At 34.0% G+C, this 13883-nt stretch carries 10 protein-coding genes; all 10 read right to left on the bottom strand.

Features of this window, described 5'->3' with window-relative positions; all coding sequences use genetic code 11:
• Positions 1-670: 670 nt before the first annotated feature.
• Positions 671-1009 (bottom strand): hypothetical protein, encoded by a 339-nt coding sequence (locus GI584_RS05460; RefSeq protein ID WP_153790522.1) that lies wholly within the window; start codon positions 1007-1009, stop codon positions 671-673.
• 89 nt (positions 1010-1098) lie between these two features.
• Positions 1099-2712, bottom strand: coding sequence for a response regulator transcription factor (locus tag GI584_RS05455; protein ID WP_153790521.1), 1614 nt, complete (start codon positions 2710-2712; stop codon positions 1099-1101).
• Positions 2687-4456, bottom strand: coding sequence for a sensor histidine kinase (locus GI584_RS05450; protein WP_153790520.1), 1770 nt, complete (start codon positions 4454-4456; stop codon positions 2687-2689). Before GI584_RS05450 ends, GI584_RS05455 begins: the two co-directional genes overlap by 26 nt.
• Positions 4457-4492: 36 nt before the next feature.
• Complete coding sequence (locus tag GI584_RS05445) at positions 4493-6154, bottom strand: extracellular solute-binding protein (protein WP_153790519.1); 1662 nt, start codon at positions 6152-6154, stop codon at positions 4493-4495.
• Between the two features lie 257 nt (positions 6155-6411).
• Entirely contained in the window at positions 6412-7356 is a 945-nt protein-coding gene (locus tag GI584_RS05440; protein ID WP_153790518.1) for a carbohydrate ABC transporter permease, read from the bottom strand.
• 97 nt (positions 7357-7453) lie between these two features.
• Complete coding sequence (locus GI584_RS05435) at positions 7454-8368, bottom strand: carbohydrate ABC transporter permease (protein ID WP_153790517.1); 915 nt, start codon at positions 8366-8368, stop codon at positions 7454-7456.
• On the bottom strand, positions 8365-10914 hold the full coding sequence (locus tag GI584_RS05430) for a DUF5696 domain-containing protein (RefSeq protein ID WP_153790516.1): 2550 nt from the start codon (positions 10912-10914) through the stop codon (positions 8365-8367). The genes GI584_RS05435 and GI584_RS05430 overlap by 4 nt, the downstream gene beginning before the upstream one ends.
• A gap of 16 nt (positions 10915-10930) precedes the next feature.
• On the bottom strand, positions 10931-11557 hold the full coding sequence (locus GI584_RS05425) for a Yip1 family protein (protein ID WP_153790515.1): 627 nt from the start codon (positions 11555-11557) through the stop codon (positions 10931-10933).
• Positions 11558-13012 (bottom strand): NHL repeat-containing protein, encoded by a 1455-nt coding sequence (locus GI584_RS05420; protein WP_228552345.1) that lies wholly within the window; start codon positions 13010-13012, stop codon positions 11558-11560.
• A 15-nt stretch (positions 13013-13027) separates the two neighbouring features.
• Positions 13028-13882: a carbohydrate ABC transporter permease gene (locus tag GI584_RS05415; RefSeq protein WP_153790514.1), complete on the bottom strand. Its 855-nt coding sequence runs from the start codon at positions 13880-13882 to the stop codon at positions 13028-13030.
• Between the last annotated feature and the right edge of the window lies 1 nt (position 13883).

Raw genomic sequence — 13883 nt, 5'->3', positions numbered from 1 at the left:
GATACTTAAAGATGTGATAATTATATAGGCCGCATAAAATATCTTAGATTTTATGTGGTCTATTCTTTTGATTCAAGTAGGTGTACCCATCATAAAAATTAGCGCTTGGCTTGTTCATAATACATCTTTAATTGCCGTTTAATATCCAGCTTATCTCACTGGAGCTAGAATGATTTCCATCTGTAAAAGATGAAATTTCCGATGGTGATAAACCTATTGTTTAATATAATCAATATCTTTATTTGTTATCATTCCATTTTTAATATTCTTTTCGCTATTGTTTTCAAGATCACTATATTGGTTAGTTGAAGTTATTTGAAAAACATCAGTGTAAACTTTTAACTTTTCATCTAAATTTACATTCTGATCTATTGAAACCCTAAAACCAAAAGAACTTAATAAGCTAAGTACTTTTTCACTAAAACAGAATGTAATATTTCACGATATTCTAACCTCTTTGAATAACTATGATATCTAAGAGTATTATATAACTCTTCTATTACCAGTGGCTCTTGCAATCTGTTTATAAAACAAAGTTTAACAAAATGAGGAGATTGCGTGTTTTTATTTGTCTGAATTTTCCCTCTACCCCAACATGTATTTTAGAACCAAAATATATGTTTTCAATCGTAAATAAAAAAAAGTGTTAGAACATTGATATATCAACATTCTAACGCAAAATACTAATTTTTAAATTAGCTAATAAAATACTAAAGATACCGGCGGTCATCACATTTTCCGCCACGATCATATTATAATGTTTTTGGAGTAACTCAGCGTGTTTTCCCAATATCTGACTTGGAGCGAGAGCAGCCCCTGTATGGAAATAATCAGCATACGCATCCTTAGGCGCAGGCAAATCTTCAATTTCAGGTGTTGGATTTGCTGCGGTATCTTTAAAGTCAAATAAAGCAAGATTTGCATCTTGCGCTGATAAAACACTTCCTCCATAAATAAAATATAACAAACTAACTAAACCGATCATCATACTGAATAACTTTTTATTCATTATAATTAGCTTCCAAAATAATTTAGAGCTTATATAGCATAATAATAATCAGTTTTTCTCTTTTTATCTTAGGTGTAAGCTAAAACAAGCTACTGTTTACTTAAACTACCACGGTACTCTTTTGGTGTCATACCAGTCATTTTCTTAAAAAAGCGTGTGAACGAATGTGCAGTGTGATACCCCACTTTTTCACTTACCTCCCGAACTTTTAAATCACTATGGCTTAGGAGTTCACGAGCCTTTCTAATTCTACAACGATCAATATATTCCGATAAGTTAATTCCTTGTTCTTGTTTAAAAAAATAGGATAGATACGATGGATTAAAATAATGAATTTCCGCTAGTCTTACTAAAGATAAATCTTCATCTAAATGGTTTTCAATATACTGACAAATTCCTTCAATAACTTGTGAGGCCCGATCTTGGCCATCTGCTTTTTTCAAGGCAAATAATTGATTCGCTACCTTTTCTAAGTAGTTAAAACTACTTGTTAAGGACGCATGCTCATCTATTTTAAAAGTTCTATCAAGATCATCCATCCGATTTTGTAATTGATTTTGACTTATGTCAACATATAGTACTAGTGCAACAGAGTAATAAACTTTTGTCATTTGGTGATAGCTTTCTTTTTGTACTGAATTTATTAGTTCATAGAATTCTTCAAAAAATTCCTCTCTTCGATTCGCCGACAAGTGGGCCGTCAGTAAATCCATTTTTGGAATTGGATTTAAAGTCTCTAATGTTTCCGCTTGATTAGGTTGTTCCTTAATAATACTTGGATATTTGCTGTCTAGTTTCAGTTGTTGTAATTGCCGTAAATATTCATACTTTCCTGATACAGATTGCCAATCAACTGGCCCATTACTCATTGTAAATTGAATCGTTAGATCCATTATTTGCAAACAATCATCCTGAAACATTTCTAAATTTCCTTCTAAATAGTCCATTAAATGTTGTGGTGTAAAAGGTTTATTTTCTTTCATTTGTATAAACCAAACTAGATCACCGTAACGGTCCATAATACTGAGACTCTTTAGTTGCGTAAAAAATTTCTGTTCCCAATAAGATCGGACATATTGTAAAATGTTAGTTTGTTTTGTATATGTTGTATTCTTTGGATAGGTTAAATTCCCAAGGACTAAGTAGACTTGCTCACTTGTTTTTAGCGGAATATTTAAATTATGAAATTCTTCATCAAGATTATCAAAGTCTCGAACACTTAGATTACTTTTTTGAATGACATGTCTCATAAAATCACTTTGTGCCATCAGTTCATACGCATGCTTTTCCTGATCTGTTAACTCTGGCAATTGGCTTTTTAAGGAGGATTGTTTCAGCTCCACTAAAATTCCTTTTACTGTTTCCACTACTTTCGCATATCCTTCTGTTTTTAATATATATTTTACATCGTTCATCTGAATCGCTTGATATACGTAATCAAAATAATCATACCCTGTTAAAAAAATTACCCTACAATGTGGCCATAAGGATTGCACGCGTTCGATTAATTCTAACCCTGATAAGCCAGGCATAGAGATATCGGTCAGAATAATATCAATTCTTGTACGTGACATCCAATCAAGCGCTTCTTTACCTGAATATGCTTTATAAACATCTAAATGTTCTGGCATTAATCGACTGAAGACATCATAAAGACCATCCGTTATAAGTTCTTCATCATCTACTATTAGTAAGCGATACATGTTTATAGTCCTCCTTACATACAAGCCGAACCTTTACCTTCAATCCGCCTAGGTCACTTTGTGATAAATACAAGCCACTGCCACTTGCAAAGCTAAGGACCAATCGACGATGAATATTTATTAAACCCGTTATTTCTTGCGCCTTTTTAGGATTTTTAATTCGCTCTTCTAACTTTTCTATCTCTTCTTTTGTAAGTTTTTCACCGTTATCTTCGATGATGATCTCTACTTCATTTTCCGTGCTTGTAAATGTGACACTTAAAAGTCCTGCTTCCGTTTTATCTTCTAAACTATACTTGTAAGCATTTTCAATAATAGGTTGGACAATTAATTTAGGTACTTTGATCTGGTTTAATTCTTCTGGCAATTCCTGAAATTCAACTTTTATTCGGCGAGAAAAGCGCATATTTTGAATATCTGTATACATACGAGCATGTTTAACTTCATTTTTTAAGTCAATGGTATTCTCATCAGTACGTGTAATGAATTTATAATATTCACCAAGCATTTGGGTGAATTGTTCTAGACGGGAGATATCTTCTGTTTGAGCTAATGAATTTAAAATAAAAAAACTGTTATATAAGAAGTGCGGATTAATCTGCGATTGTAATTGTTTTAATTCTGCTTTTTGTACCATTAAGGTTTGTTTATAATTTCGATCAATTAATACTTTTAATCTACCAATCATTTTATTAAATCGATTATACAGATAGCCAAATTCACCTTCGTTATTGTGTTGAATTGGTTGATTTAAATCACCTTTTTCTATTCGCCTAAATGCATCTACTAGGACAACTAAAGGTCGATGAACAAGTCGATAGGTGCTATATGCATAAATAATGATGGCAAAAATAACGAATAGTCCAAATAACCAAACCCAATTTCTAAAAATACCTAATGGCCGCTCCACCTCTTCTTCAGGCAAATAACTAATGACCGTGAAGTTACGCATTTCGTCATACGCTTGATTAAATTGGTACTTTTCATCTCCAATTGTTAACATTCGTTTATTTTCTTGTTCATTTAAACCCATCGTACTTAAATATTCTATTAGTATATCCTCGGAGGCTTCTGAGGATTGCCACAACAGATCCTCTTCATTTGACAGTAAGAAAAATCCATTATTCTCATATAAATTTATAGAATCAAGTGAATTTTCTAATTTATCTTTATCGAGCATAATCTCAACAAAGAAGAAAGGCAGCCCATCCGTGTCTCTGTTCATGTTGCCAACAATTAGCCTTAAAGAATCATCAATCACATTTATAAGATAGGTATCTTCCATCAATTCAGAATAAATGGAAGTATAATAATCAGCATTATAATTCTGGACATGCCCTAAAGCAGAAACAGATCGATCAATTGAACGGATATGAATGAAAATATCTTCAATATACGCACTCGTAGTTTTAATCGTCATTAAACGATCAAACAAGTATTGCATACTTTCTTTTCTTTCCACGTTATTCATTAAGTCCCATGTCAAAGCGACAGTCTGTAACTCATTATCTTGCAATAAATTATATTGTTGTGTTTCCATCCATGTCAGCTCTCGATTTAAGTTCTCCAAATATACCTTCAATTGACTTTCGGTATGTCGGGAAATTTCTTCGCTTGCATAATTATAGCTCCATATATAAAGATAGATTCCCAAAATAATAATAGGAAGAATAACAATATGGTACATCGTTAATAAGCGGGTAAATAAATGTTTTCTAAATGATTGAAATGTTCCTCCTACCATATTGCATGCACCTCGTATTTGTCAAAAAAGCTATTATTAGTCATTTCGGTATATGTTATTTATTTCTTCTGTCATAATATTGCCGCCAACTTCTTTCCAGTCATTCACAAATCTATCAAACTCACTAGTCGGATTTCCTAATATTATATTTTGATAATAATCCAATTGGCGGTTCATTAAGATAGTATCCATTTCAATCATCGTTTCAGTTGGTGGTGATATAAATTTGTCAAATAAAATTTGATCATTTTTCAAAAACTTATCCAAAATCGAGTAAGCACCATCTGAAGAATAAGTTTTATACCAACCCCAGCCAGTTTTTTCACCTTCATTTAGATAGGCTTCTATTCTTTCATGAATAGCTTTTGCTTCCCCATAGAGATTGCTATTATTCCCTGTCTGTCTTGCATATTCTAAATCTCGATATGCTTCTAAATTTTTCAATACCGGATACGGTGTTACAGGTGAAAACTGCCAAACAGGATAAGGGGTGCTATAATAATACTCATAATCAGCAGTTTCTCCCCAATTCTTTTCTAAATGCAAATTAATCAATTTCACAAGAGCTTCGGGATATTCAAAGTCTGCTCGAACTACCCAGAAATAATCTACTTGGTGACTAATTGGCATTTTAGGCGGCTCACCTGTTGCTGATACAATCGGAAAGGCTTGCCAATCTGCTTTTAGATTTGCATTTAGACTATCCTCTACAAAGAAAGAGGCCCATTGCTCTCCGAATAGCATTCCAATTTCACCATTTTTCACTTGTTCTTTAATTTTATTACCGTCCTTAAACATAAATTCACTATCAATCTGACCGTCATGATACATATCTTGTAGTACACTTAAAGCTTCTTTTACTTCGGGCTGTATCCCCCCGTATACTAATTGGCCATCTTTCGTTTCTAACCAAGTTGTGGGATATGCTTGGAAGCCTGCCATAAAACCAGTTAAACCACCAATGTTATTCCATAAATAATTAGTAACGGCTAAACCATACGTATCATCTTCTCCATTTTGGTCTGGGTCATTATGTGTAAACGCTTTCGAAATAACTAATAAATCCTCCATTGTGTTCGGTGGATCTAAATCTAGATTTTCTAACCAATCTGTACGAATCCAAATATACTGCATTGTATCAAGGTCAGATATAACTTCTGGGATCCCCATTAATTTTTCATCCATCCTAGCTGCTTCAAACGGATCTATACTTTCTTGGCTCATAACATATTTGGTGAAAGGTGTAGCATATGATTCAAAAACAGTCGTCAAATCTTGTATTAATCCTGCATTCGCTAATTGTCTCATTTGTACTGCATCAACCTTCACTACATCCGGTAAATTACCAGAAGCAATCTCATTTGCTAACCTTTGATAGTAAAAAGGGCTTTCTACAATCCATTCGTATTGTATTTCAATACCTAGCATGTCGTTATAAAGCTTTGTCCAACGATTATCTCTTAATGTTTCGCCTGGAAACTGATCTTCTAGCCCCCTAACATTATCACTTATCTCACCGATTATTTTTAGAACAATTGGTTCTTCGTAACGGTTTAAACCCTTATGTTGATAAACAGTTTCTACCTGAGTATTAGTGGTATCTAATTCTTCATTATCTGATTCTTCCGGATTACAACCTATTAAAAAACAACCTATTAAACATGTAACCAAACCCCATAACTCTAAATGCTTTTTCATTTGTAAACCGCACGCCTCCCCAAAGTAAATTTAATGATATAACTTACCAATACGTGTACGGTTTTTCTCCCGTTCATTTCACCCTGCAGTAGCCTTAATAAACTAATAAACGCAGGAATTGATAAAAGATATACATATTACAATAATATGTTATCGAACTATAAAACTTGTATACTTAAAATACTTAAAAGAAAATAACACTTCTTCCATTATAACAAATGAATAAGAAGTGTATTTACTTATTTTCTATCTCTCTTTTAACCAACAATTCCTGTTTGTTTAACACTTTCAACAAAATGACGTTGGACAAATAAATAAAGAATAATTAAAGGTAGCATGCCTAATAAAATACCTGTATCTTGCACCATACTCAAGTAGAAGGGATCAACACTGGAAGTAGAACCTTCTAAGTATATGGCTAAATTATGAGGTAATGATGAAAGCTGCGTTGACATTACATTTGCTGATGTCAAATATGTTGTTGTATAAAAACTGTCGTTCCATTGCCAAACAAAGGAGAACAACATAACTGTAACAATCGCTGGTTTTGCATTCGGTAACATTATTCTAAAAAATGTTTTTCCCACACTTGCACCATCTATATATGCCGCTTCTTCAATCGCTTTCGGAATACCTCTAAAAAATTGGGTGAATATAAAAATGTACAGACCGGCTTTTAATGAGTTTGCCGTAATTGAAGTTAAAATAAATGGCCAATAAGAATCGAGTAAATTGACCGTATCTCCTGTTAATAAAGGAATGATACCTCCCAAGCTAAAATCCCTTAAGTTCATATACATTGGAATCAATATCGTTGTTGGTGGAACCAAAATAGTCATAACCACACCGGCAAAAAGAATTTTACTTCCTTTAAATCTAAGTCTTGCAAAGGCATAGCCTGCAAGCGCACAGGATGCTGTCGTTAAAATCGTTGTTACTGTCGCCAAAATCGTTGTATTGAAAAGGGTCTCCCAATAATTCATAATCGACATGGCACTAATAAAGTTTTCTAAAGTGAAATTTTCTGGAATCCAAATTACTATTGGTGAATATAAATCACTCTGATGTTTAATTGCTGTTGAAATCTTTTGTAAAATTGGATAAAGAATCACAAATGATAACCCCGCCATTAATACAAAACGGACAAACGACCAACTCCAACGTTTAATCTTGTCAAACGTGATAGTATTCCATATAGTCATAGAACTCATCCTTTTTATAGAAATTTTAATATTCTCCAAACCTCCATACATAGTAATCCAATATCGAATGATTCATTTCCTATTCGTCCATTTAACTTTATTCTTGATAGAAAACTTTTTTCGAAATGATATAGGAGCTAACGCCTAATATCAACATAATGGAGATAAAGTAGACCCATGCCATCGCAGAACTTAGACCAAAGTTGAAGGCATCAAAGCCAGTTTCCAAAATCAAATCTGTCACTGGACTTCTAGCAAATGAATCTATGATGGTATAAACAAGATTTACAAGAATGAGCGGACTAACCATTGGTAATGTGATTTTCCAGAATGCTTCATAACCTGTTGCACCTTCCGTTTTTGCCGCTTCATAAACAGATGGTGAAATAGTTTGAATACCTGCTAAGAAAATTAAAATCTGGACACCAGAAAGTCGTACAATTTCATATATTCGCCCTACTGATCCTGTTAGATACTCTACGATTGTTGGATTAACACCGGCTCCCAGCATAATTCTTGCTAATTCAAACGATCCTAATGCATTCGATAATCCTCCACTTGTAGCTTGTTGCTGATTAATTGCTTGCACAAGACTTTCTGCCTCTAAATTAATAATGACGCCTGAAGCTAAGATAACAGGGAGAAAGAAGATGGAACGTGCAACAGAGCGACCGAGAAATTGCTGATTTAAGATTACAGATACAAACAAGCTAAAGATCAATATTAGAGGAACATCAATAACAATATCTAAAATAGATTCTATTAATTGCCTATTAAAATTCGGATTAACAAGAATCGCTTCCATATAATTAGAGAGTCCAACAAAGGTTGTTTGGATACCTGAAGAACTCGCCTCTACTTTGCTAAAACTATATCGAAGAGACGTGAGTAATGGAACTAGGAAAAAAAACACAAACCCTAACAACCATGGTGAAACAAATATAAATCCCCAAAATGCCTTTTGACCTTCGTATGACTGTAATGATTTTGTTAATTTGCTCGTGATTTTCATCCATCTTCACCTCCCGTTAAATAACTTTGAGGTTCAACCGTATAACCATCGATTGTAACTGGCTCTAGACCATAATTTACGATGATGTAGAAATCATTATTATAAGTAGTTTTATAAACATTTTCTTCTAGGCTTTCATGTGAACGAATCGTTTCACCTTTTGTTTGCCTAAGCACCTCATTAACTTCATGATAAATTTCTGTTGCTTGATCGACCCAACGTTCATAATTAACAGCATATAAATGATCAAAGCTCGTATTTTTTAATTCATCATTCGATTCATAAATCCATTGAAAGTTTATATTGGACCCGTATTCAAGTACGTTTAATATATAATCTTGATCATTTAAATAAGTCGATAAATTAAAAGGCGTTGAAGCATAATCAACATAGCCACGTAAGACCATTTGATAGAATGGGATCGCTTCATCTTGAATTTTAAAACCTGTATGACCAAGTGGTACATTGATTACATCCGTTAAATACGGTAATGAATATAAATTACCGCCATGTGCCATCATCTCTAAATCTTTCTCATAGAGCATTTCTAAAGCATGAACGGATATTTCTTCAGACTCAATACGATCTATTTGCTCATTCCTTCTAAAATCACTATTTAAGACATCAGCCAAATCTCTTAACGTTACACCTGTTGTATCAAACGGAATAAGTTCTTCTACAAACTGGCTTGTATATTCTTCCACATATCTTGGTGATAACGAATATTGCGGATCTTTTGATCGGTCTCTTTTATTTAATGCTCGGTTAATCGGATAAGTTGATGCTGGTAAATTTGTTAACGTACGAGAGGCTTCTGTTCGAGACTTAAAACCTGAATCATTATGAACTTGTAATAATGCCGTTTCAGGAAAGACACGAATACCTTGTTCCTCAGCATAATCTATAAAGTTTTTAAATCCTTTTTCACCACCAATAGCTCGATCCACACGAACCTTGGACGGAACACTATGGTTCATACCTTTATTAAACCAACCAATATAATTTACCTTTAAATTGTTTACATCACGAGCCGTCAATTCCTCAAAAATATGTTCTGCTTGCTCAAACGTCGTTAATGGTTGTAATGCTTGATAAGGAACACCCGCAAAATGTTGTTGCTTATTAACACTTCCTACGAGTTGAACATAAAACGGAATATCATCTAATTGTTCTGACTGCTGATTACTTCTAATTAGATCGTTTTCTACTAAGTAATTTTGGTAGTAACGCGCCATTCCACTATAGTTAGCATCGTTATCGCTTAAAAATACATACCTAACGGAAAAATCCGATTTCATTTTTTCTTCTTGAAATCTAGGTAAAGAACGTTCTTGGTCCTCTGCCTGTAAAGAGACATCATCCTTATTAATTACTGTAAAGCTAGGATATACGAAATTATAACTATTCAGTCTGCCACTTACATCAGCTCTAATTGTTGCACTTGCTGCACCTTCCTCAATAATTGCTAGCATCGCTGATTCCTCTTTTATCAAACCAAAAACAGGAAGTCTAATTACTTCATTTGTTCTCGCATCATTGGACTCAAGTAGTGCTAAGTCTTGACCATAAACCGACTGTTGGTAAGAAGGTACATTTGTCTTACCATTGTTGAAATGGATTAATGAACCAGATCCATCAGGAACGAAGATAGAGCCTGTTTCTTCTGTCCCAGCCGCCCCAAAGTATCTTAAAAATGAGATACTATGAATCGGAAAGTCAGGTGTATAATAAATCTCCTCTGTAGGAACTTTAACTAGTAAACTATCATCTTCAAGCTCATATTCAACAGCGGCAATAAAAACACGATTATTTTCACTTTCTTGAGTAAAGTTTAATTCATTCCTATCTTCTTCAAGATCTTCCTCGGTATAGCCTGCATCTTCAAAAGCTTGAAAAGCACGTTCTAACTGCATACCTGTTAATGCTCCATCGTTTCTTTCATATATTCCAGTCTCTGCATTCTCTCGATAGGCAATCATTAATGCTCGTTGTCCTGTTCCATCAAGTTGACCAGATAATTCTTCGAATCTCTCTTTGCTTAACATCAATGGTAAATCAGCCGCTGTACGTTCATTTGTTCCAAATTGATAACGAACTTTAGCTCCATCTTCAATCGGCTCAATGCTAAATTGCTCATAAACAACACTGTCCGAATAGGAATTCATATTACTACTTTGGCCAAAATTATTATAGAAACTTAATTGCATTTGTGAAGACAAAATATCACTATTAATACCAGATACAATCGGATCCTTGTCTCTATCCGGTGGATTACTGTACCAAATTTCATCATTTTGTTTATTGATAACGGCAATACTAGCTGTCTCTTTATCTACAAATAGCTGTAAATAATCATTCTCAGCAATTCCAATCATCCCTTTTAATCGACGATCATCAAAAGCTGCCTTTATAGGCTGGTCTTGCGTCACTTCCATATCTGATAAATCTACTTCATCTACATCAGCCGTATTCGTATTAGAACAGCCAGATATTAGGATCGGCACTAGAAACAAAGCAAGTAGGCTTCTCATTATGACTTTGCTCATTTTTGACTCTCCCCCCTTAGTACCTTAAGACAAACTCTCGGTAAATTGTAATAAGAAATGAACTTATTTGTTGTATCAAACTAAAAAACAGTAAACTTAAGAAGGCGAGAAACCCCATGGCTATAATGATTAGAAATATCGTTATTGTTGTCTTTCCTGGTGTATACTGGTGCACGGTCATCGTCCCGACATAAATTAGAAAGATAAACCAAATGACAGCAAAACTTTGTGATAAATAATAGAACATCGCTTCTTGATGGGATAGAAAATTGCTAAGTAGTATCCACGGAAAATTAATAATGACTAGTGGAGTTAACGCAAAGCATGTTGCGATAAAAATTTCCACAAACTTTCCTTCTCCATCCATCAATGTTGTTAATGACCAATTTGCTATACACCAGAATAATAGTGGAACAACTACATAAACGATTTCCATGATGCTGTTCATTTCATTTGGATTGTATATATTAACGACAAAGCCAGCGTATTGACTACTTAATATATTGGTAATAATTAAGGCAATTAAAATGATGAAAGACAGAATTATATTCTCTTTTCGATTTAATTCGTATTTTAATTCCCAAAAACTTTGAAAAGGACGAACTATTAACTGAAAAGGGTTTTTTATCATCTCTTTTTCCATTTAAGACACCCTCTTTCTTTTTGATTTTTTCCGATAAACAGAAAAACCAATCGATAAGCCAATCACTAAAAAGATAATGCCCATCATTAATGAGAAGTTCTCACGTAATACTTCATTCCGATATAGTAGGTAAGCTTTAGAATAATTTGCTTGATCAAGACTCTGTTCAAAATGATATATCGCTTCCTCGAATTCATCTTTACGCAACAGAGCTTTTCCAATACCTGTGTAGGCAAACTCTAAATTAATATTCATATTGGTGATATCTTCATATAATGCTTGCGCTCTTTCTTCATCACCTTGTTCATAACTCCTTACCGCTTCATCAATTGAATTACCATATGCTGTTGAATGGAAGACTGTAATCTCCCCAAGTTCTCGATCCAATACAAGAAAAAATTCATCAAATCGGTCTATAGCTATCGGAGTATGGAATTCACCCATTTTATTTCCTAACCCTCCAAAAACATACATGAGGAATCCATCATTGTTATAGGTGAAAATTCTTCCTCTTGTTGAATCTAATGCGGAATAAATTCCATGATCAGCAACAGCAATATCAATTAGTCGTGAAGGTCCTTGATCCCTGTCGTAATCAATATCACCGATTGGATCAAAATAGCCTTCCCTTCTTAAAATGTCATCGCCTCTTGCATTAATTTTTTTAATCACGTCATCTGTATTATCTATATTCGTTGCATATATAAAGCCATCTTCATCAAGGTCTAAACTAGTAAATTCAGTTGGAATAAACATAACCATTTGACTTCGCTGTTCACGAGTAGCAAATCGACGCCATAAATAATCTATTGAGTCAACTTGCACTCGATTCGCACCTATAAACGTCGTAAAATAACCATCAACCGAAAACTCCATGAATCCATCAAAGACGCCTTCTGAAAGAATAAAAGTTCGGCCCGCATCATCTACTGCTACTTTTTTTGGTCGAAAAGAAAATGTATTGGACAACATTTCTGACTCTGGAGCATCAATAATCTTGACCAAATCAAACTTTTCATCTAAATGAACAACACGGTTATTACCTGTATCTGCTACGTAGACATGGTTTTCATTTGTTACATATACACCTTCAGGACTCGAAAATGTTTCCTGTGCACCTTCATTTGTGAAGGAATCAATTGTATTTTTATACTCAAACACCTCATTTAAAATAACAACTTGGTTATTACCTGTATCTGCTATATAAATATCATGTTCAGAAGATACATGAATATCATTCGGTATATTAAAGGTGTCAATCCCAAGATCATGTCCATTTATAACCATTGTTGGTAAGTAGGCGGGAGGCGCTGGTACAGCTTCTTCCCAATATGAGTAATTGTATGAAGATTGATCTGCACTTGCTTGAACAGTGACCATATCTAAACAAAACGTCGAATAGATAACAAAAGTAGCAAGAAGGGATAGACATATTTTTCTTAATCTTATTAACATCATATTAACCCCCTTCTAATCCTTCATACCTGAGCTTGACATCGTCTCTATTACTTTACTTTGGGAAACAATAAATAGAATAATTGGTACACTCATTAAAATCAGCGCAACTGCTGCACCAACACCTGCACGAGCTATACCTGCTTCAGTAATTTGTTCTAACGCATAATTTAACGTTTTTAATTCTTCGCTATAAATAAAGTTTCCACCATTTGTCCCCCAAAGGATTGGAAATTGGAGAATGAGTAACGTTAACCATGCTGGCTTTACGTTAGGCATCACTATTTTCCAAAAAATATGAAATTCACTGGCACCATCAATCTTGGCTGCCTCTAACATGGCATCTGGAATTTGTTCCATAAACTGCTTCATTAAGAATAATCCTAACGGGAATGCCATTGCTGGAATAATGAGCGATAGATAGGAATCAATCCAGCCTAGACCTGACATTACCAAATAGTTCGGAATTGCTGTTACATGAGGAGAGAACATTAAAGCTAAAATAACAATTTGAAAGATAACTTTTGAACCTGGAAATTTATATTTTGCTAATGGATAAGCAGCCATTGATGCAAATATAATGTGACCACCCGTACCAAATACGGTAATCAGTATCGTATTAAAGAAATAACGTGAAATAGGGACCCATGAATCACCCATTACGGCTACTAAATCATAAAAGTTATCTAAGGTTGGATTTCGGACAAAAAATCTTGGTGGAAAAATAAAGAGCTCATCTAACGGTTTAAAAGCATTATTTACTGCGTAAACAAGTGGTAATGCCATAAACATTCCAAAAACCGCTAAAAATAAGAATAATAAAGTCGTAACTGGTAATGAACGGTTGAGCCGTTTGTTAAATAGCCGCATC

The sequence above is a fragment of the Gracilibacillus salitolerans genome, from assembly GCF_009650095.1.
GTDB classification, from domain to species: domain Bacteria; phylum Bacillota; class Bacilli; order Bacillales; family Amphibacillaceae; genus Gracilibacillus; species Gracilibacillus salitolerans.
This window is presented reverse-complemented; position numbering and strand designations above follow the sequence as displayed.